Source organism: Arthrobacter sp. UYEF36 (genome assembly GCF_040547025.1).
Classification (GTDB): Bacteria; Actinomycetota; Actinomycetes; order Actinomycetales; family Micrococcaceae; genus Arthrobacter.
In genome coordinates, this window is record NZ_JBEPOX010000001.1 from 536,916 (window position 1) to 558,245 (window position 21,330).

Consider the following 21,330-nt stretch of genomic DNA (forward strand, 5'->3'; position numbering starts at 1 on the left):
GACTCTTGGGGCCGATAACCGGCAAAGACACACTCTAGACTACCGAAGAGCGGCAACGCCGTGCCAACAGGGCGGTCTGGCCGGGCGTGGGGAAGACGTTTCGGGCGGGCTCAGAGTTGCCCCGAGAGGGCCAGCCGCTGGACCTCCTGCACCGTGGTGTTGATCCCCACCGCAAGCGGCGTCACGGGGTGCGCGTCGAGCTCAGGCCAGACGACGGATCTCAGGCGAAGGTCGTGCGCCTGGGCCTTCGCGAACGGGGAGGCACCCAGAATGATCAGCGGCCGGCGCTTGAAGATCGCACGGCAGGCACCGATGAGGTTGCCGATGGTGTCGGCCCGCTGGGAGGCCAGGATCTTCACGACCGTCTCACCCGGGTGGACGTCGGGGAGGACCAGGCGGTCCAGCCCGTCCGCGACCAGCCGGCTCGCATCGTCGACGAACAGATAGTCCCGCAGGGTGTCCAATGACACGTAGACCGAAACCGGCGCGCCCGTGAGGTGTGCCTTGGCGAACACCGAGATGAGACCCTGCGGCTTCTGCAGGTTTTGACCGGGGCCGTACAGGTTGCTGACCCTGCCGACGAGGGTCCGGACCCCGGTACGCCGCGCGAAGTCAGCTACCGTCGCTTCGGCCCGGAGTTTGGCGAAGCCGTAGGGCGCCAGGGGCTGAACAGGGCTGTGCTCTGTGAACGGGGGTGTGCTGGCGCCGGCGTAGACTCCGCCGGCGGAGGACGCCAGGAACATTGCCCCGTTTTCCCCGCCAGCGTCGCAGAGTATTTCTTCGAACACCCCAAGTGCCCGGGCGAACAGGGAGAGTTCTGCTTCGAGGGCCTCGAGCGACGTTCCGGTGACGCCTGCGCCTGCGCACCATGCGATCGTCCATGGCCCTGAACCCGCAGCTTCACGGAGACTTTCGGCACCCTCCCGGAACGCTGTGAGCGCAGACTCCGGATCGGACCATGGGATCGTGCTGGTCAGGACAGCGCCGCCGCGGGACTGGAGTTCTCTGACGACGGCTTTGCCGAGGAGTCCGCCGGCGCCGATCACCCAAGTGGGCCTAGCCTGCATCGGCCACCGGGCCGGAGGGCAACGTCGCCGGCGCTGCGTGCACGGTCTTGCCGAGCGGGCCTAACGCCGGATCGCTCACAATCAGGTAGGCAGGCTTCCCCATGGCCATATTAACGTTCACGCCCACGTATTCCGCGATGACCCCCAAAGCAAACAGGATGGCCCCGGTGCTGACGAGTAGGACCACCATGGTCGACGTCCAGCCCTGCTGTCCGGCTCCGTGGCCGGTCAGGTACGCGATCACGAAGTAGATGGCGAGTCCGATGCCCGCCAGCGCGAAGACGGCACCGATGAAACTCACCAGGCGAAGTCCACGTGTCCCGCTGGAGATCACCATGCGCCAGAAATGGGAGAGCAACGAGCGCAGGCGGTACCCGGAGCGGCGGTCGCCTTCCTCGCGCAGCATCACCGGGCAGGTCGCCGTCTTATCGGCAATCCAGCCCATAGCAACGTCGAGGTAGACCCCGTGGCCGGCGTAGGCGGCAACCGAGCGTGCGACTTCGCCGGTGACCAGACGGAAGCTCTGGTAGCTTGTGGCGTCGTCGCTGGAGAGCAGGAATCGGACGGTCCGCTTGGCACTCTTGGACGCCATGTTCCGGAGGAATCCATGCGGGGCGGGGTTGCTGGGCATCGCGTACGTGACAGACGCGTTCTCGGCCATGGCCGTGTCGAGCAGATCCCCGATGGCCGCGGGATCATGCTGCCCGTCCTCATCCATGGTGACCACCCAGTCGCCGCCGGCGGAGGCCATCCCGGCCAGGGTGGCCGCGTGCTGACCGAAGTTCCGGCTCAGCCAGACGCCACGGACGATGTCGATGGAAGTTGTCAGGGACCGGATAACGGCGGCTGAGTTGTCGGGTCCGTGATCGAAGACCAGCAGGACTTCCGAAATTACGTAATCGTGGCCGCCCTTGGTGGTGGACACGTCCCGGTAGGGGAGAAGTTCGTTGACCACTCCGACCAGAGTCTTTTCGCCTTGGTATACGGGTATGACCACTGATATGCGATGGGGCGTCGAGTTGGTCTCTGGTTGAGCGAGTGTCATATCAGGAGATTCTACCGGCTCCCGTCATCACCGGCGTCGCAGGGGCCTTCCGGCGGGGCCGGTCCGCGCCGTGCCGCGGCCGTTGTTTGGAGCCCGGGAAAGTCCACTCGGGTAATATGAACCTGTCCCTCGCGCGCCGTCCTGCGGTGGACGCATGCCCAAACTGAACGGATCGTGAATTGCAGCCTTCCCTATCGTCCTCGTCGAGCACCAGGAAATGGCTATTGTTGACCGCCGGATCAGTGTTGGTACTGAGTCTGATTCCCCTCGTATTCTACGGTCGCTTTTATTTTCAGGACGATACCGAAAATGGTGCTTACGGCGTCTGGTATCACCTCGGCGAAAGCCTGTTCCGGGGGGAAGTGCCGGTACTCAATCCTTCCGTCTGGTCCAGTGGCAATTACATTGCCGAGGGGCAATGGGGCACGTGGAACCCTTTGGTCATGCTTTTCGGCGCGCTCGCGTACCTCAGCCCGAACACGGTGGTCCTGACCACTGTCCTGAAGGTCGCCATGCTGGTGGCTGCCGGCATGGGAACCTTCGTCTTGGCACGGAGCTATTCGCTGTCCCCGGAGTGGGCGTTCATCGCCGGCATTGCCGTGCCGCTGAACGGTTTCACGATGTACTTTGATGCCCCTTCGTGGGTGACGGGCGCGCTGGTATGGGCCATCTTCCCCTTCTTCTGGGCCGAGCTGCGGCAGCTGATGGCCGGCAAGAAGAACCCGTTCTGGGCCTTTATCACCGGCTACCTGATTGTCACCGTGGGCTACGTGGCCGGCACTGTGGCGATCGGTTTCATCCTGCTGGCAGTTGGCATCGAGACGCTGATCCGCCGGGCATGGCGGCCTGCCATCCGCATTGCGGTGACCGGCGTTTCGATGGGGCTCGTGGCGGTTGTCGTGTTCCTGCCCGGCGTGCTGACCGCGGCGGTGACGACGCGCGGAACCACGGGTATCTGGAACGACGATTACATGAGTATCGATTTCAACAGCCTGCTGATGGCACCGATTGCCACCGCGTATCCGCAGCTGCTGTCGTGGTGGTGGGACGGGACTGGCGCCACGAGCCCCGCTGCGTACATCGCGTGGTTCCTGCCGGCTATCGCTTTCGTGAGCTGGAGCCGTTTCAAGAAGCTGACTCCCGAGCTGCGCGACCTCTTCTTTTTCCTGGCCGCGGCCGTCGCCTTCGTCCTGCTGCCGACGACCATCGGGCCCCTGCGGTACCCCGCACGGTTCATGCCGTACGTGGCAACCGGGGCGGTGCTGTTGGTGATCGTGTCACTGGCGCGCGCACGGCGGCCGCATATCGGGCGCCCTTCCCTGTACTTCGCGCTTGGCCTGGTGTTGCTCGGGTCCTACCTTGGCTGGGCTCAGGTCCCCTCGCGCTATTTCACAATTTTTGCCGCGGCCATGGTCGTCGCAGCAGCGCTCGTGGCGCTGTGGTGGCTCCTGAATCACCCTGAAGCGCAAGCTCACCGGTGGAACAAATACGGTCTGAGCGCGCTGTCGCTGATTGCCATCGGGGTGTTGTTGGCGACGGCCGCGACCACCGTGCTGCAGCACCGGACGTCCAACAAGAGTGGCCTCTCCATCGCCAACCAGCCGGCAGATGTCTCCACCTACAAAGGCGTGCTCGAGGGTGTCCAGAACGACGTGCTGGTTGTCGGCGACGCCCTGGACTACCCCCAGGAGAAGGAAACGTGGGAGCAGACGCTCATGGCCAATGCCTGGTACCTGAGCGACGCCAGCGTGATGAACCGATACCAGCTGGTGGGTTTTTCGAAGTTCAACGAGCTCCTGTGTTTGCGCTACCTGGGGGGCACCTGCCCGGAGCTGGCAGAGCGGCTCTTCAACCGCAGGGCAGAGACGGGCCTGATGCTCGTGGATGAGCTGCACATCGACAATGTGCAGATACTCAAGGAGTCCTTCAATAAGCCGCAGAGGGCCAAGGCGTCCAACAACTACGTAACGCGGGATGAAGAACTGGAGATCCCCGCTGTTCCTGCCGGATGGCACGTCGCGGCAGAGAGCGAAGGCACTGTGCTGTGGAGTAGGGACGTGCCGCTTGGCCCGGCCGGGGGCCTGAGCTGGAGCCAGCCCGGCACCCGCGTTACCGAGGTCTCAAGGGACGACACCAAAATCGTCCTGAAGGTCGATGAGGTCCCGGCAGGGGGCGGCCGCGTTGCCCTGAGCCGGCTGCCGTGGCCGGGCTACACCGTGGATGGGGCAGAATTGATGAAGCGTCCCGTGGGCGGGTACCTGCTCGGACTGGAAGTCCCGGCAGATGCCCAGGGCGAGCTCATCACCATCAGCTTTGAGCCGCCCGGCTGGCGGATCGGCATTCCCGTGTGGGCTGTTGCGGTCGCCGGCATGCTGGGCTGGAGCCTGGTGGCCATGCGGCGTTCACGCCGGGATCCGTCAGGGCAGCCGGAAAAAGTACACGAGGGGACGAAGTAGCAACATGACAGAAGTCGGGAGCAAAGTGCGTTTTCCAGCCGCGACCAAGGTCTTGGTGATCATGCCGGCGTGGAACGAACGGGCCTGTATTGGCAACACCGTCCGGGAAGTCATTGACCTCGGACGGAACTACGACGTTCTCGTCGTCGACGACGGCTCGGAAGACGGCACTCCGGAACTGGCCGAGGCTGCCGGGGCGCATGTTCTCCGGCTGCCCTTCAACCTCGGTGTCGGCGGTGCGATGCGGGCAGGGTTCAAATACGCGCACCGGATGGGCTATAACGCCGTCGTCCAGGTGGACGCGGACGGGCAGCACGACCCCAAGGACATTCCGTCGGTCATTGCCGGCCTTGAACACTCGGACATTTCGATCGGTGCCCGGTTCGCGGACAAGGGACAGTACACCGTCAGCGGCCCCAGGAAATGGGCGATGCGGCTGCTGGCGGCCGTGATCTCCCGCATCGCGGGGACAGAGCTGACGGATGTGACGTCAGGGTTCCGCGCCGGCAACGTCCGCGCCATTTCCCAGTACCTGAAGCACTATCCCGCCGAATACCTGGGCGACACCATCGACTCGCTCGTGGTGGCGATCCGCTCAGGGTGCGTGGTTTCGCAGACCGGAGTCGAGATGCGGCCCCGCCAGGGCGGGCAGCCCAGCCACAACCCGGCGAAGTCGGCAATCTACCTGGTCCGGTCGCTGTTGGCACTCCTGTTTGCCATGACCCGGGGCAAGGCCCGCACCTCTCACGAAAGCGACGTCTGACCGTGGAAAGCATTGCAGCCCTGATCTTCTCCCTGCTTGTCCTGGGCAGTGTCGTCTTCCTGCTGCGCGGCAAGGGCCTGCGCGAAAAGTACGCGTTCTTGTGGCTGTTGGTCGGCATCGCATGCCTGGTACTGACGGCCATCCCGGGCATGCTGCGCGGGGTTACTGCCCTGATCGGCGTGCAGGTGCCGTCCAATCTGCTCTTTGCCATGGGCATCATCTTCCTGACCGGCGTCGCCCTGCACCTTTCGTGGGAAGTCTCCGTCCTGGAGGAAGAAGCGCGCACCCTGTCCGAGGAGGCCGCCATTGGGCGTGTCCGGCTGGAAGAGCTCGAGCGTAAGGTTGAGGCTTTGTCGTCCGCGGTCGGCGAGGCCCGACGGGACGCGCCGGACGCGCCGTCGACCACGGCGGAATGGCATTCACAGCGGCCAACTGATTGATCTCCAGGATCCATGGAGGAACTAAGTTGAATACGCGATTTCCCACGCCTGTTGCCGAGGCAGGCCGCAGATTCCACCGTTGGGTTTGTGTCAATGACCGAGCGGCGCGCCTGATTACGGTGCTGGGCTTCGTGGTCCTCGTGCTGTTTGGGATTACGACGTCGAACGTCGGCATTTCCGACCTGCGGCAGGATCCCGCCAACCCGTTGGGCTGGCAGTTCGGCAAGTCCCGGCCGATCCGGTCTGATGAGATCCACGCTTTTTCGGCCATTGTCATCTCCATCCTGGCAACTCACGGCGCCCCGAGCCTCAGTCCGCTCGCCGCGCGGGCCGATCTGGTGCACCGGTTCCCGACCGACGGTTTCTTCGAGCAGTTCGTCTTTTTCGACTCGACCATGCTCCGCGCCGCGGCGGTCATTCCTGAGCACATGCTGTTCGCCGCGCACTGGTGGCTCCCGTCGCTGATCCTGCTGCTCGCCATGCCGACCTGGTTCCACCAGCTCGGTCGCTCCCGCCGGTTCGGCTGGTTCGCTGCGATCCTGATCGTGCTGTCCCCGTCGAGCGCGTGGTGGTCCCTGATGCCGGTGGCGCTGATCGCCTACACGCTCGGCGGCTGCGTCCTGATGATCGCCGCGTTCCAGCGGTTCCAAAGAGGGCAACGGCTCGCACCCGTGGCGATGGCGGTCCTCGGGGGCATCCTGATCGCGGGCCTTCCCAGCTTCTACGCGCCGTGGTCCCTGCTGCTCGGCCTCCCGGTCCTGATTGCCTCGACAGTGTGGATCCTGCTTCGAGGCGGCGGCTGGGCACCCCGGCTGAAGTCCGTCCTTATCACCGGCGGCACCGCCGTGGTCTTTGGCGTTGGAACGCTGCTTGAGAACAGGGAAGGGCTGCAGGCCCTGTTCAACACTGTCTATCCGGGCTCGCGGCGGGTGGAATCTGATCCCCAGCCCCTGGGTCGCCTTCTCGGGGCGCCAGCCCTCGGGCCGCTGCAGTACAGCGAACCTGTTGGCATCAACGCCAGCGAATTATCCTCCTCGTTCACCGTTTTTTTCGTGTGGATCCTCGTCATCCTCCTGGCTGCTCAATGGCGCCTGACCTTCCGGGACAACATCGTCGAATGGACGTTCGGCACCTGGTCCGCCTTGTGGATTGTCTGGATCACCCTGGACCTGGGCCCCATGAGCCAGAAGTTCCCGCTGCTCAACCTCGTCACGCCGCCGCGGGCAGGCCAGGTGGTGGGCGTGCTCGCGGTGATCCTCCTCGGCCTCCTGCTCAGTCGTTGGACCCCGCCTGCCTCGTGGCGCGTGCCGCTCGTGGCCGGTGCCGCGTGCGCCCTTGCCACCGGGTACGCGGCGTCGCTGCTGAAGGCGTCGGATTTGCCATCGCTGACCACAACGCTGATTCTCCTGGTGTCGGCAGCGGTCGGCGTGGCGGTTGCCGCCGTCACGAAGTATCCCCGGCGGCTGTGGCCCCTGGCGTTCTGCGTTGTCCTGGCAGCGCTGCCCGTGGCCCGGGCGAATCCGGTGCTGGCCGGGCTGGGCGATCTGCGGGCGTCGGACACTGCCAGGGCCGTGGCGGCCCAGGCTCCTGCGGCAAGGGCCGAGGGCAAACTCTGGGCGGCGGACACCCCGGCACTGAACACCCTGCTGCTGACCAACGGCATGCCGTCCCTCTCGGGCCTCCAGCGCTCCGGCCCGGATGTGGCGGCGTGGCAGAAGCTGGACCCTGAGTCGGCCTTTGCCAACAAGTGGAACCGCGGGGGCGGTTACATCTTCTTCGCCTGGACCCCCGGCCACCCGACGACCTATGTGACCAACGACTTCGACGCCGTGGGGGTGAGCATTGATCCCTGCACGCTCAAGAGTGCCTGGCAGAATCTGGACAAGATCGTCTCCTCGCTACCGCTCGAAGCAGCATGCCTGACCCTGGATGCTGAACTTCAGTGGGAGGGGAAACCCGCCTACGTCTACGCCGTCCGCTAAGGCCCGGCGGATTCACCGGACCGTCCTCCCCCGGCCGGAAGGCCGGGGGAGGGCCTCAGACCGTCGGCTCGATCGCGCGGCGCTCCGCGCGGACAGCACGGCGCAGCAGCCACAGCGCAACGAGCAGCACCACGGCGAAGCCGGCAAGGCTCAGCAGCGTTCCGCCCGGCGGCTGCCATGACGGTTCAGTGATCATCTCGAACCAGCGGCGGTCCACTGCCCACCCGGTGACATAGCGCCGCAGGGTGTGCGCGAAGGTCCAGAAGTGGAAGGCCGCAACGAGGATCGCCATGGCATTGAGGATCGCCGCGGCCTGCGGCGAGAAACCGCGCGCATCCATGCGGTCCAGGGCGAGGCCGCACACCATCAGCAGCGGGACGAAGACGGCGAGGATGTACCGGCCCTGCCAGACGATCCCGATTGTCCCGACGGCCTGGGCCTGGAGCAGCGGAGGAAGCAGCAGCAGGGCGGCGAGCAGGAAGACCGTTGCGGTCCGGCCGCGGCCCCTGGCCAGCACGACGGCGGCCATCACAAGCGCCGTGCCGAGCCCCAGCCAGAGCACAAACGCGCCCATCGGTGCCGGTACTTCCAGCCAGCCGAACTGTCCCACGTATCCGGTAGCGTAGTCGAACGTCCGGTCCAGCATGATCTCGGCTCCGGTGAGCGGGGAGGACCCTGCTGCCTCGAACGGATTGCTGGAGAGGCTGTCGTGCCGGGTGATCCAATAGAGGGCAAAGGCACAGGACAAGCCAATAGCCGCGGAGCCGGCCCACACCCAGGCGTTCCGGCTCAACGCCTTGATCTGCGGCCAGGTGCCAAGAAGGCCGGCTGTGACGGCCATGAGGGCCAGCCAGAGCAGGGACAAACCCTTGGTGTTGGCCAGCACGCAGGCCGCCGCTGTGATGACGGGGACATACCGCCGGTAGGCTCCCGGTTCAGCGGAGCGCTCCAGCAGCAACACCAGGTTGGCCAGCAGTGCGGCCGAGGTGGCGTACTCCAGGGAATTCGGGTTCACGGCCCCGTTGAGGAACAGAACCATCGGTGTCATGGCCGCGGCCGTGGCGGCCACGGCCCATTTCCGGCGCCGCAGCTGCGAAAGCGCCGAGAAGGCCGAGGCCAGGAACAGGCAGCTGAGCAGGGCGCTGACGAGGCGCATCCCGTACACGGCGGCGGCGCCGTTGTTGAGCAGGGACGGCAGCCCAACAACTGCATAGTAGATGGGATTGTAGTTGCCAGCAGAGGTCCGGGCGTCCACCAGGGCGCTCTGGTCGCCGCTGAAGGGCGGGACGCAGGACGGCGGAGTGTCCTTCTTCTGGGCGAAGCAGCCGAACGTGTCGAAGTAGCCGATGCCGGCCGGCACCGTCACCAGCTGGAACGCGCCGCCGTCGGGCATTTCACGGCCGGTCAATTCTCCGCGGACCACGGCGGCAGCCTTGATGACGTGGGCGGGTTCGTCCGGAACCCCCATCAGGGGCGTGGCGAAGGTCCAGGCGCTGGAAAGACCCATCAGCACCAGGAAAGCCCACCAGAACGTTCGACATCGGCCGGACCCGGTCATACGGTCAGCCGGGCGTTCGTCGCCTGCGCTGTCAAAGTCCTGTCGTCGACGCACCGGCGCCTGGATCAACGACCGTTTTCCAGCAGACCGAGGAGGTAGCTGCCGTACCCGCTCTTCATCAGCGGTTCGGCGCGCTGGCGGAGCTCATCGTCGCTGAGGAAGCCCAGGCGCCAGGAAATCTCTTCAGGGGCGCCGATCTTCAGTCCCTGCCGGTTTTCCGTGGTCCGGACGAAGTTGGATGCGTCGTTCAAGTCGTTGAACGTTCCGGTATCGAGCCAGGCCGTGCCGCGGGGAAGGATCTCAACGTGGAGCTTCTCGCGTTCGAGATAGGTTCGGTTGACGTCCGTGATCTCCAGCTCGCCGCGCGCGGAGGGCTTGAGGTTCCGGGCAATCTCGACGACGTCGTTGTCGTAGAAGTAGAGGCCGGGCACGGCGTAGTGGCTCTTGGGCTTCGCCGGCTTCTCCTCGAGGGAGATGGCCTTGCCGCTCGAATCGAACTCGACCACACCGTACGACTTGGGGTCCGACACCCAGTAGCCGAAGACGGCGCCGCCGTCGATGTTCTCGAAACGGCGCAGCTGGGTGCCCATCCCGGGGCCGTAGAAGATATTGTCACCAAGAACCAGCGCAACGGGTTCGTTGCCGATGTGCTCGGCTCCGAGCACGAAGGCCTGCGCGAGGCCGTCCGGGGAGGGCTGCTGCAGGTAACTGAGATTCACACCGAACTGCGAGCCGTCGCCCAGGAGGCGCTGGAATTGCTCGGCGTCGTGAGGGGTGGTGATGATCAGGATGTCCCGGATGCCAGCCAGGATCAGGGTGGAGAGCGGGTAGTAGATCATCGGCTTGTCGAAGACCGGCATCAGCTGCTTGCTGACGCCGAGTGTAATCGGATGGAGCCTAGAGCCGGTACCGCCGGCCAAAATGATTCCGCGCATACAGGCCATCTTTCCTGCTCACTCGTGTATCGGCCAAATCCGGTAACCTTTGAAACTATGCAGCGACTACTAGTAACCGGCGGCGCCGGCTTCATCGGCTCCAATTTTGTCCACTACGTCATGTCCACCACGGAGAACTTCGTGACTGTCCTCGACAAGATGACGTACGCGGGCAACCTGGAGTCGCTCAAGCATCTTCCGGCCGACCGGTTCCGGTTCGTCAAGGGGGACATCTGCGACCAGCCGCTGGTCGATGAACTGGTGGCCGCCCACGACGTTGTGGTGCATTACGCCGCGGAATCACACAATGACAACTCGTTGCAGGACCCGCGTCCGTTCCTGGACACCAACATCATCGGCACGTACACCCTCATCGAGGCGGCCCGTAAGCACAATAAGCGCTTCCACCACATCTCGACCGACGAGGTCTACGGGGACCTGGAACTGGACGATCCGGAGCGGTTCACCGAGAACACCCCGTACAACCCCTCCAGCCCTTATTCCTCCACCAAGGCCGGCTCGGACCTGCTGGTGCGGGCCTGGGTGCGGTCCTTCGGGCTGCAGGCGACGATCAGCAACTGCTCGAACAACTACGGCCCCTACCAGCACGTGGAGAAGTTCATTCCGCGCCAGATCACCAACGTGATCGACGGGATCCGCCCGAAGCTGTACGGCAAGGGCGAGAATGTCCGCGACTGGATCCACGCGAATGACCACTCCTCGGCCGTGCTGGCGATCATCGACAAGGGCCTGATCGGGGAAACGTACCTTATCGGCGCTGACGGCGAGAAGAACAACAAGGACGTGGTCGAACTCATCCTGGCGCACATGGGCCAGCCGCGGGACGCGTACGACCACGTGATCGACCGGCCCGGTCACGACCTGCGCTACGCGATCGACTCCACCAAGCTCCGCAGCGAGCTCGGCTGGCAGCCACAGTTCTCGAACTTCGACGCCGGCATTGAGGACACCATTGACTGGTACCGGGCCAACGAGGACTGGTGGCGGCCGCAGAAGGCTGCCACGGAAGCCAAGTACAAGGAGCAGGGCCAGTAGGAATGGAGTTTCAGAAAAAGCTCTCCGTCACGGAGACTCCCATCCCGGGGGTACTCCTCTTCGACCTTCCGGTCCACGGGGACAACCGCGGCTGGTTCAAAGAGAACTGGCAGCGCGAGAGAATGCTGGCCGCCGGTCTGCCCGATTTCGGGCCGGTCCAGAACAACATCTCCTTCAACGACAAGGCCGGAACCACCCGCGGCATCCATGCCGAGCCCTGGGACAAATTCGTCTCGGTGGCCTGCGGACGCATCTTCGGTGCCTGGGTGGACCTGCGGGAAGGCCCGAGCTTCGGGACGGTCTTCACCGCCGAACTGGACGCCAGCAAGGCGATCTACATTCCGCGCGGGGTCGCCAACTCCTACCAGACCCTGGAAGACGACACCTCCTACGTCTACCTGGTCAACGATCACTGGTCCGCGGACGCGGAATACACCTTCCTCAACCTCGCGGACGAGACCGCCGGCATCCCGTGGCCCATTCCCCTGGACCGGGCCGAGCTTTCGGACAAGGACAAGGCCCACCCGCGGCTGAAGGACGTCGTCCCGATGCCGCCCCGGCGCACGCTGGTGCTGGGAGCCGGCGGGCAGCTGGGCAAGGCCCTGCGGGGCGCCTATGCCGGCGACACGAGCGTGGAGTTCGCGGACCGCGGCGACTTCGATGTGGCCGATCCTGCGGCGTTTACCAGCCGTAACTGGCGGCGGTACTCCACCATCATCAACGCGGCTGCGTACACCGCGGTGGATGAGGCGGAAACGGACGAGGGACGGAGCGCGGCGTGGGCACTCAACGTCACAGCCGTCGCCGAACTGTCCAAAATTTCCGCACGCTACGGGCTCGTGCTGGTGCACATTTCCAGCGACTACGTTTTTGACGGTTCCATGAAGAGCCACCGTGAGGACGAGGGGCTGGCTCCGCTGGGGGTTTACGGCCAGACGAAGGCCGCAGGGGACGCCGTCGTCAGCGTTGTGCCCAGCCACTACATTGTCCGCACCAGTTGGGTCATTGGGGACGGCAACAACTTTGTCCGCACCATGGCGGCGCTGGCGGCCAGGGGAGTCACCCCGACGGTCGTCGATGACCAGGTGGGCAGGCTGACGTTTGCCGATGACCTTGCCGCGGGCATCAGGCACCTCCTGGAGGTCAAGGCGCCTTTTGGCACCTACAACCTGACCAACGACGGCGAACCCCAGTCCTGGGCCGACGTCGCCGCTGACGTCTTTGAACTGGCGGGGGCGGCCCGCGGGGATGTCACCGGGGTCTCCACCGAAGACTACTTCCGGGGGAAGGCAGCGGCACCCCGGCCGCTCAACAGCGTCCTGGAGCTGGACAAGATCAAGGCGACCGGGTTTGCCCCGGCCGCCGCCTCGCAGCGGCTGGCGGAATACCTGCGCAACCCCGCCTAGCGCGGCGGCGTCGGAAATGAGGAAGGCCCGGACTGGATCCCAGTCCGGGCCTTCCTCGTTGGGCCGCTGCTGCTACGAGGACTCGGGGCGGATCCGCTCCGGTTCCCCGGCGGACGTCGACTCCGCCGCGTCCGGTGCCAGGGACTGGGTGCCGTCAGCCTCCGCCAGCAGGTGCTTGTGCTCGTGGGCGCCGTGGTGCGCCGGCTTCTTCCCAAACACCCAATGCTGATACAGGAAGAAGTTCCAGACCGTCATGGCGGCCGTGGAGATGACCTTGCCGCCCATGTAGCCCAGGACCGTCGGTGTCAGCAGTTGCACGATGAGCACCGTGGCCAGGGTATTGGCCACCACCAGTATTCCGTAGCGGATCATGCTGACGTGGGTACGGTGCGCGGAGTCGAAGGAGAACTTCCGCTGCACCAGGAAGTTGAAGACGAGGCTGCTGAGGAAGGCCGTTGCGCTGGCGATCCCGACATCCCAGTGGAAAACCTCGCGCAGGAGAACGAGGAGGCCAAAATCGACGGCGAACGAGAGCCCGCCCACGATCAGGTAGCGGACGGCGCTGTGGCCGAAGAATTTCGCCAGCAGCCCCCGGGGCTTTTTCGCCGCCGTCGCGTCCGCGGGCGTCGCCCGGCTCACGGCTTGCCCAGCTTAACCGGCGCACGGTGTTCCCGCTCGCCGGCGGGGGACGCCGGGCCGGGGGACGCCGGGGCCGGGGCGTCGGGCAGGGTCGAGTCCGTGGCCGGAATGGTCGGGTCCGCCAGGACGGCGTCCGGGGTGGAACCCGCCGCCGCCACCGAGTTGGAGCGGACATGGCGCAGCATCAGGAACGCGCCGAGAAGCGTGCCGGCCGCAAAGATCGTCACGACGCCCAGGGTCCCCAGCGGCGGCTGCCACTGCGGGTTGCGGATCATTTCAACCCACCGGATGTCCATGGCGAGGCCGGTGACGTAGCGCCGCAGGACCCAGGTGAAGGTCAGGACGTGGCACACCGCGAGCAGGACAACGAGGGTGTTGAGTGCGGGCACGGCGCGAGCGCGCCACGGCCGGGGATTCGCGTGGTCCAGCGCGACGCCCGCGATCATGAGGCAGGGAACGAAAATCGCCAGGATGTACCGGCCCTGCCACACCATTCCCTGGTCCGTGATAATGACGGCCTGCAGCAAAATGGGGAGCAAGAGCAGGGCCGCGGAGACGAAAATGGTCGAGATGCGGTAGCGGCCCCTGCCGTAGATGATTCCCGCGAGGGCGGCTGAGAAGAAGACCGCAGTCCACAACGCCATGACGCCGGTGGGGGCGTCCAGCTCGAGCCAGCCGAACTGGCCGATGTAGCCGTGCATAAAGAGGAATGTCTTATCGACCATGATTTCAGCCCCGGCATCAAAACCCAGCCCGGCGCCGTCGAACGGCTTGCTGGCGAGACTGTTGTGGCTGGCGACCCACCAGAGCGCGTAGGCGCACGACGCCCCGATAACCGCGGCGCCGGCCCACACCGCTGGCCGGCGCAGCAGGGCCTTGAGCTCGGCCGCGGTGCCGAGGATAAGGACAGCGACCACGACGACGAGCAGCCAGAGCAGGGAGAGCGCCTTGGTATTGGCGAGCAGCGCTGCCGCGACCGTCGTGGCGACCACCGGCACCACGAGGGCCCGGCCCTGCAGGGACCCCTTCAGCAGGAGCAGCAGATTCGCCGCGATGGCTGCTGTGGTCCCGTATTCCAGGCTGTTCGGGTTGACGGAGCCGCTCAGGAAGAGAGTCATGGGGGTGACGGCGGCGGCCAGGGCAGTGATGGCCCACTTGTTCCGTGGCAGGCGGGACAATGCTGAAAACGCGAGCGCCAGGAAGATGCTGGTGAGGAGGGCGCTCACGAGCCGCATGCCGTAGACGGCCTTGAAGCCGCTGGCCAGCAGCGAGGGCCAGCCGACGGCGGCGTAGTAGACGGGGTTGTACAGGCCGGCGGTCGTCAGTCCCGACACCATTTCGGTAGGGTCGCCGGGGATTGGCGGGGAGCACTGCGGGGTGGCCGTGAGGTCCCTCACAAAGCACGTGATCTGGTTCGTGTGCTCAATAAAGCGGGGGACCTGGACCGCCAGGAGCGGACCGCCCTCACCTGCCTGGGTGCCGACCAGTTCGCCGCGGACCACCGCAGCAGCCTTGACGATGTGGGCCGGTTCGTCGGGGATGGATGAGACCGGCGACGCCAACGCCCATCCGGAGCTCATCACGAAGATGACCAGCAGCGGCCACCAGAACCATCGGGCACCGGGGCTGCGGTCCGGTGGACTCATGATGGCGTGCTTCAAGGTGCGGGCTCCTCAGGGAATGGCGGGCATCGTCCGTGCTGCTGACGGCTCTGCCTCAAGTCATGGCTCTATGTAGTCTAAGTCAGAGAACCATGGCCAGAATGCGGGGGAGGTAGCCCTCACTGGGCTTCATGCCCGTTCCTGAGTACGCCCAGAGGGAGCCGTCCGGCCGCCGTGCCACCAGATCCGGGTTCCCGTCGCTGTTGAGGTTCCAGCCGTTGAGAATCCTGTCGTAGACGTTCCAGCCGGTTCCGATCCGGATGGTGGCATCGGGCTTGCCGCTGCCGTCTCCGGGGTAAAGCCACAACGTGCCGTCGGGCCTGCGGGCGAGAAGGTCGTTCCTTCCGTCAGCGTTGAAGTCGCCGGCGCCCCAGAGCTGATCGAAGGCCTCCCAGCCGTAGTCACCGACCCTGACTGCACCCTGGTAGCCGCTGTTTGAGGCATCGACTTTCCCGGTGCCCTTGTAGAGCCACAAAGAGCCGTTGGGCTTGCGGGCGAGGAGGTCGTTCCGGCCGTCGCCATTGAGATCCCCGACCCCGGTGATTGTGTCGAAGACCTCCCAGCCGGCCAGGCCGATCCTGATGGCGCCGGCATAGCCGTTGCTGCCCGCATCCACGCGCCCTGTCCCCGGATACAGCCACAGCGTCCCGTCCGGTTTCCTCGCCACAAGGTCGTTCCTGCCGTCGCCATTGAAGTCCCCCACACCGGCAAAGGCATCGAAGGCGTCCCAGCCGTAGTCGCCGATCTTCTTCGGGGTTCCATAGGCTCCTGTCCCGTTGCCGGGGTAGAACCACAGGGTCCCGTCCGGCTTGCGGGCCAGCAGGTCGCCCTTTGCGTCCCCGTTGAAGTCCTGGACCGCCGTGAGCGCGTTGAAGGCACCCCAGCCGTACTCCCCGATTTTCCGGGCGGCCTGGTAGCCCTGGTCCTTCATGGCGGTTCCTGCGTAGAAGAAGACCGCCCCGGCGGGGTCACTGGCCACGAAGTCCGCCATCCGGTCGCCGTTGCCGTCCCCGGTCCCCACGATCTCGTCGTAGATTCCCCAGCCTGAACCTATCTGGCGTCCGTTGACCATGACGGCGCGGCCGGTGTTGGAGTAGAGCCACAAGGTGCCGTCGGACCGGCGGCCCGCGAGATCGTTGGTGCCGTCGCCGTCGAAGTCCTGGATGGAGATGAGCTGGTCAAAGATCTGCCAGCCGTAGTCGATCTTGCGTGCCGTTCCGGTCTGGCCGGCGCCGGTCCCGGAATAGAGATAGAGGCTGCCGTCCGGAGTACGTGCCGCGAGGTCGGGCTTTCCGTCGCCGTCGAAATCCCGGACGCCGAGGAGGCTGTCAAAGGCGTTCCAGCCGAATTCCCCGATCTTGACGACGGGGCGGTAGCCCTCGTCGGTTCCCGACACCCGTCCGGTGCCCGCGTAGAACCAGAGTGAACCGTCGAGCTTCCTCGCGACCAGGTCGTTCTTTCCGTCGGAGTTGTAGTCACCCACACCAAGGACCCGGTCATAGATTCCCCAGCCGGAGCCGATCCGCCGTCCGGCCAGATACTGTCCGGCGCCGTTGCCGGGGTAGAACCAGAGCTCGCCGTCGGCCCTGCGCTGGATCTTGTCGGCAAGACTGTCGCCGTCGAAATCTCCGGGTGAGACGAGCCGGCGGGTCGGGTCGGTCGGAACCGGCGGGGCGGGCGGGGCGGGCGGGGGCGGCGGGGGAGGCGGGGCACTTCCCGTGGCGAAACGCTGGAGCGAGGTGTAGTCCCCGTTCCAGACGTTGGAGTCGCCGCCGTTGGCAAAGGGGCCGGACTCGCTGTACTGCCAGAAGCTGAAGTTGGCCCAGCTGGAGGGCAGGGCGCCCGGGCTGTCGCTGGGAGAGCTGGGCCAGCGGGCGATCCACAGCGGCCAGTCGCCAAAGCCGGAGGGCGCGCCGACGCAGTAGTTCCACCACGTGGTGGTGGTGTACATGACCGGCAGCCGTCCGGTCAGTGCCAGCATGGTGTTGCCAAAGTCGCGGGCCCAGGACGTCAGCTGGGCGGGGGACATGTCGTAGCAGGTGTTGCCCTGGTAATAGCCGCCAATGGTCTGGCCGGCGTAGGGATTTCCCTCAAAGTCGAGCACGGGAGGCAGGGTATAGCCGTCGGCGCTCCAGCCGCCGCCGTTTCGAACGAAGATCCTGGCCTGGTCGGCGCCCGTGGAGGCCGCGGGGTTGGCGAAATGGTAGGCGCCGCGGATCATGCCAACGGCCCTGGATCCCAGGTACTGGTCGCTGAACGTGGTGCTGGTGTAGTAATTTCCTTCGGTGGCCTTGATGTAGGCGAAGCGGGCGCCCATGTTCCACTCGGTCTGCCAGTTGATTCCGGCCTGGTACTTGCTGACGTCGAGTCCCTGGACGCCGAAGCTGGGCATCCAGGTGCCTTCCGTGGCCAGTGCCTCGGTGGCTGCCGCCTTGTCCCCGTCCGGCGATGCGCCGGCTGCGCGCGTTCCCTGCCCCATCTCGGCCCCGCCGGCCTTGGTGGCCTCGGCCATGGCGCTCCGGTAAGCCTCCGATGATTTGTCAACCGTTACCGAAGTCGCTGTCGTTTCACCGGTTGCGGCAGGGGTTGCCGTAGGTGCCGGCTCGACGGCGGCTGCGGGCGTAGCCAGGCCGGGACCGGCGAGCAGGGAGACGGCCAGCAGCGCGGCCCCGACCCGGCTGCCGAGGTCTATGTTGGGGGGAAGGAAAGTCCGCTTCATTTGTCGCTCCGGAACAACACGCTCATGGCAGTGTCATAGTGATCTCGCGCCCGGTGGAGAGCAGACGAAGCTGCCCGGATGTGAGAATGTCTGACTTGTCGCGCTCACCCTAACACCGCCGGTTAAGCGGAACCAGAGTTCCTGGTGTTACTGGTGTGAAAATTGTTATGAACTCTGCCGTCGGTTTTCCACATGCGCCCCTGCGGGCCCTTGTCCGGCGGCCAGCCCACCCATAGCTTTAACCCAATTGCAGCGCCCGGGGGACAGGGCAAGCAGTCATATTGGGGGCCATTGTGGAGGCTGTACGCATTGTCGAGGACGAAGTCCGCGAGCTGATCCGCCGGCGCGGGCTCGACCCCCTGAGGCAGACCGGTGAAGTCCGCCGCCTCGTTGAGGCAGCGGTGCTGGATTACGACGAGCGGGCCCTGTTGGCGCCCCTCCCGCCGATCGGCCCGCTGGAAACCGCCCGAAGGTTCGTCTTCGACGCCGTGGCCGGATTCGGTGCCCTTCAGCCGCTGCTCGACGATCCGGCCATTGAGGAAATCTGGCTTAATGCTCCCAATGAGATCTATGTGGCACGGAACGGCGAATCCGAACTGACCTCGGTCTCGCTCACGGACCAGCAGGTCCGGGACCTCGTGGAACGGATGCTCAAGAGCTCGGGGCGCCGCCTCGACATGTCCTCCCCGTTCGTGGATGCCGCGCTGCCCGACGGCTCCCGGCTGCATGTTGTCATCCCGGACGTGACGCGGCGTCACTGGGCCATCAATATCCGCAAATTCGTGGTGAAGGCCAGCCGGCTCGAACACCTGGTGGAACTGGGCACGCTGACGCCGCAGGCAGCCCGGTTTCTCGGCGCCGCCGTGGCCAGCGGGCTGAACATCCTGGTCTCCGGTGCCACCCAGGCGGGCAAGACCACCATGCTCAATTGCCTCGCGGCGAGCATCGGAACCCGCGAGCGCGTCATCACCGTTGAGGAGATCTTCGAGCTGCAGTTCCCGCTGCGGGACGTCGTGGGGCTGCAGTGCCGGCAGCCAAACCTGGAGGGTGGAGGCGAAATCCCGATGCGCAGGCTGGTCAAGGAGGCCCTGCGCATGCGCCCCGACCGTTTGGTGGTGGGCGAGGTCCGGGAGGCCGAAAGCCTGGACATGCTGATCGCCCTGAATTCCGGGCTTCCCGGAATGTGCACCGTCCATGCGAATTCGGCCCGCGACGCGGTCACGAAGATCTGCACACTCCCGCTGCTGGCAGGGGAGAACATTTCCAGTGCGGACAATGTCAGGCACCTACCGTTGCACGTACACTCGAGGCATGACCCACGACGCCGCGCCCGCCGCAGCAATCTACGCCCGCATATCCTCAGACAAGACGGGGGCAGGCCTCGGCGTGGCGCGTCAGGAACAGGACTGCAGGGCCCTCGCTGACCGCCTAGGCTGGCGCGTGGCGCGGGTGCTCGTGGACAACGACGTCAGCGCCTACAGTGGGGCCCAGCGCAAAGCCTACGCCGAACTGCTGGAGCTCATGAGATCCGGGAGCATCGCCGGCGTGCTGACCTGGCACACTGACCGGTTGCACCGCTCGCCGCGTGAGTTGGAGACGTACATCGACGTGTCGGAGGCGCACGGCGTCACCACGCAGACAGCCAAGGCAGGGGAGATAGACCTCAGCACCCCGTCCGGCCGCGCCGTGGCCCGCACACTCGGTGCATGGGCCCGGTACGAGTCGGAGCACAAGAGCGAGCGCATCGTCAGGAAGAAGCTGGAGCTGGCCAAGGCGGGGAAGTTCAGCGGCGGGCCTGTGCCCTACGGCTGGCAGATGGTAGACGGGCACCCCGTCATTGTGGAGGTCGACGCCGCAGAGATCCGGAAGGCCACGACGGCGATACTCACCGGCCGCAGCATCGGAAGCGTGGTCGATGACTTGAACCGCCGCGGCATCACCACCAGGCGCGGCCAGGTGTGGACCAGCACTAGCCTCCGGAACGTCGTGTTCCGTGCCCGCAACGCCGGGCTGTCCATCTACAAGGGCGAAGTCATCGGTACCTCGGTGTTTCCGCCGATCATCAGCGAAGACGAGTATTGGGCGGTGAAGTCCCTCATGGAGAACCCGGCACGCCGCACCAACACCTCCAGCCGTGTCCGGCACCTGCTGGCCGGCATCGTGCGGTGCGGCGCGTGCGGCGCCCCCATGAAGTCATCAAGCCGCGGCAGGGGAGGCCGCGACACTGAGACCCGGCACTACTACAAGTGCCCGACGTCGGGGCCCGGCCACGTCTTCCAGACCATGGAGCCCCTCGAGGAACTCGTGGAACAGGTAGTCATCGGCCAGCTCTCCCACCCGGACGCCGGCAGACACTTCACGGTGGGGGCCGACGCGGCCGAGAGCGTGGAGCAGCTGCAGTCCGAATCCGAGGCGCTCAGGGCCCGCCTGGATGAGGCGGCCAACAGCTACGCCGACGGCGCCATCACCGCCCGGCAGCTCGAAACCATCACGGCCCGGGTAGGCGCGTTACTGACGGCGGCAGGGGACCGCCTCGCGGCCTTGCAGCGCTCCAGCCTCGCCGCCCTCCACTCCGGCACGCCGGAGACCGTCAGGGCATGGTGGGACGCCGCGGACATTGAGCAGCGCCGCGCCGTCATCGACTCCATGTTCACGATCTACGTGGACCCGGTAATCGTCAGCGCGCCCCGGCGGTTCGATCCGGAGCGCGTCAGGTTTGAAGCCAAGGGCCAGGACTGACCGGCCGTTCCGATCAACTCATCACCCGGTGCCCGTTTTGGCATTTTGATTGTTGGAAGAGTTCCGGGAATCTGACCGCCCCGGAATTCCGTGGATCTCGCCGCCGGCCGCCGGGCCGCTCTCACGCCGCCATCAAATGACCGTTTATGGGAGCCGCCCGCGACAATGCCGCGACACGCCCAAACCCGCCCCGGTGCGGAGAAAAACTTTTCGCGTTCCGAATGTTCCGCCCGCTGTCGACGCCCCCGGCGCGGAAAGTTACATCCACGGGCAGTCGCCCGCAGTCGGTGTTACAGCCGCCCCCAGTTAGGCGCAGTATCACGCAAAGTTCCGCAGTGTTCCGCGGTGTTCCGGGGCTGTAACGCTCCTCCGAAAACCCGGTTTCTCGCGGTCGAATCGCACCTAGTCTGGGGGCATATCGGCAATAAGAGCACTAGGAGGAAACATGACACAGCAAGAGTACGGAACCGCCCGCCAAGTGGCCGAGCGCTACAACACTTCCGCGTGGGTCATCCGGAAGCGGGTAGCGGAAGGCACGCTGCCGGCGGTGCGCGTTGGGCCCAGGAGCCTGCGCATCAACTGGGCAACCGCCGCCCGCGTGTTTGGAGACCACGCCCATGCATAGAAACCAGATAGCCAGCCCGACAAACAAAGACGGTATGAGCCAACTCGCCAAAGTCACAGCTCATACCGTCCGGAGATCCGCCTACAAGAGAGCAGGAGGAACACTTGAAGTCTACGCAATCAGTGCAGTCCGTTCTAGGTAGCCGCGCAGCACGCATAGCACCGAACCCGGCCATAGCCGCGCACGCCCGCAAGGTCGTGGCAGGACTGCCACCGGTCGCACCGGCTGTCCTGGAGCGC

The 21,330-nt window shown here is 65.6% G+C and carries 15 protein-coding genes and 1 pseudogene; 9 read left to right on the plus strand and 7 right to left on the minus strand.

The window, feature by feature from the left end; translation table 11 throughout:
- Positions 1-110: 110 nt before the first annotated feature.
- Together ABIB29_RS02500 and ABIB29_RS02505 are read right to left on the minus strand one after the other, a co-directional pair.
- Positions 111-1,046: an NAD-dependent epimerase/dehydratase family protein gene (locus tag ABIB29_RS02500; RefSeq protein WP_354169740.1), complete on the minus strand. Its 936-nt coding sequence runs from the start codon at positions 1,044-1,046 to the stop codon at positions 111-113.
- A 10-nt stretch (positions 1,047-1,056) separates the two neighbouring features.
- Positions 1,057-2,112, minus strand: coding sequence for a glycosyltransferase (locus tag ABIB29_RS02505; protein ID WP_354169742.1), 1,056 nt, complete (start codon positions 2,110-2,112; stop codon positions 1,057-1,059).
- A gap of 227 nt (positions 2,113-2,339) precedes the next feature.
- Here ABIB29_RS02505 and ABIB29_RS02510 point away from each other — a divergent pair, with 227 nt between their 5' ends.
- The 4 genes from ABIB29_RS02510 to ABIB29_RS02525 all read left to right on the plus strand — a co-directional run bounded on the left by ABIB29_RS02510 (position 2,340) and on the right by ABIB29_RS02525 (position 7,753).
- Entirely contained in the window at positions 2,340-4,568 is a 2,229-nt protein-coding gene (locus ABIB29_RS02510; RefSeq protein WP_354169743.1) for a glycosyltransferase family protein, read from the plus strand.
- Positions 4,569-4,629: 61 nt separating this feature from the next.
- Positions 4,630-5,331, plus strand: a complete 702-nt coding sequence (locus ABIB29_RS02515; RefSeq protein ID WP_354170285.1) for a glycosyltransferase family 2 protein — start codon at positions 4,630-4,632, stop codon at positions 5,329-5,331.
- 2 nt (positions 5,332-5,333) lie between these two features.
- Positions 5,334-5,771: a DUF2304 domain-containing protein gene (locus ABIB29_RS02520; protein WP_354169744.1), complete on the plus strand. Its 438-nt coding sequence runs from the start codon at positions 5,334-5,336 to the stop codon at positions 5,769-5,771.
- Positions 5,772-5,797: 26 nt separating this feature from the next.
- The gene (locus ABIB29_RS02525) at positions 5,798-7,753 is read left to right on the plus strand and encodes a DUF7657 domain-containing protein (protein WP_354169746.1); all 1,956 of its coding nucleotides are present in this window, start codon (positions 5,798-5,800) and stop codon (positions 7,751-7,753) included.
- Between the two features lie 55 nt (positions 7,754-7,808).
- On the opposite strand, the gene ABIB29_RS02530 is transcribed toward ABIB29_RS02525, so the two are convergent.
- The gene (locus tag ABIB29_RS02530; protein ID WP_354169748.1) at positions 7,809-9,311 is read right to left on the minus strand and encodes a DUF2142 domain-containing protein; all 1,503 of its coding nucleotides are present in this window, start codon (positions 9,309-9,311) and stop codon (positions 7,809-7,811) included.
- 65 nt (positions 9,312-9,376) lie between these two features.
- Complete coding sequence (gene rfbA / locus ABIB29_RS02535; protein ID WP_354169749.1) at positions 9,377-10,246, minus strand: glucose-1-phosphate thymidylyltransferase RfbA; 870 nt, start codon at positions 10,244-10,246, stop codon at positions 9,377-9,379.
- Positions 10,247-10,303: 57 nt separating this feature from the next.
- On the opposite strand from rfbA, the gene rfbB reads away from it, so the two are divergent.
- Together rfbB and ABIB29_RS02545 are read left to right on the plus strand one after the other, a co-directional pair.
- Entirely contained in the window at positions 10,304-11,302 is a 999-nt protein-coding gene (gene rfbB / locus ABIB29_RS02540; RefSeq protein WP_354169751.1) for a dTDP-glucose 4,6-dehydratase, read from the plus strand.
- A gap of 2 nt (positions 11,303-11,304) precedes the next feature.
- Positions 11,305-12,708: a sugar nucleotide-binding protein gene (locus ABIB29_RS02545; protein ID WP_354169753.1), complete on the plus strand. Its 1,404-nt coding sequence runs from the start codon at positions 11,305-11,307 to the stop codon at positions 12,706-12,708.
- 72 nt (positions 12,709-12,780) lie between these two features.
- On the opposite strand, the gene ABIB29_RS02550 is transcribed toward ABIB29_RS02545, so the two are convergent.
- From ABIB29_RS02550 to ABIB29_RS02560, 3 genes are all read right to left on the minus strand, one after another.
- Positions 12,781-13,347, minus strand: a complete 567-nt coding sequence (locus tag ABIB29_RS02550; RefSeq protein ID WP_354169755.1) for a GtrA family protein — start codon at positions 13,345-13,347, stop codon at positions 12,781-12,783.
- Positions 13,344-14,993 (minus strand): DUF2142 domain-containing protein, encoded by a 1,650-nt coding sequence (locus ABIB29_RS02555; RefSeq protein ID WP_354169756.1) that lies wholly within the window; start codon positions 14,991-14,993, stop codon positions 13,344-13,346. Before ABIB29_RS02555 ends, ABIB29_RS02550 begins: the two co-directional genes overlap by 4 nt.
- A gap of 97 nt (positions 14,994-15,090) precedes the next feature.
- A complete protein-coding gene (locus ABIB29_RS02560; protein WP_354169757.1) occupies positions 15,091-17,727 on the minus strand; it encodes a GH25 family lysozyme in 2,637 nt (878 codons plus the stop codon).
- A gap of 293 nt (positions 17,728-18,020) precedes the next feature.
- Between ABIB29_RS02560 and ABIB29_RS02565 the strand changes: the two are divergent.
- The 3 genes and pseudogenes from ABIB29_RS02565 to ABIB29_RS02575 all read left to right on the plus strand — a co-directional run.
- Positions 18,021-19,055, plus strand: a pseudogene (locus ABIB29_RS02565) (TadA family conjugal transfer-associated ATPase); the annotation flags it as partial.
- Positions 19,039-20,466 carry a recombinase family protein gene (locus ABIB29_RS02570; RefSeq protein ID WP_354169758.1) on the plus strand — a complete coding sequence of 476 codons (1,428 nt, stop codon included), beginning with the start codon at positions 19,039-19,041 and terminating at the stop codon, positions 20,464-20,466. The pseudogene ABIB29_RS02565 and the gene ABIB29_RS02570, both read left to right, overlap by 17 nt.
- Before the next feature lie 445 nt (positions 20,467-20,911).
- Positions 20,912-21,091, plus strand: coding sequence for a hypothetical protein (locus ABIB29_RS02575; protein ID WP_354169759.1), 180 nt, complete (start codon positions 20,912-20,914; stop codon positions 21,089-21,091).
- Positions 21,092-21,330 lie beyond the last annotated feature (239 nt).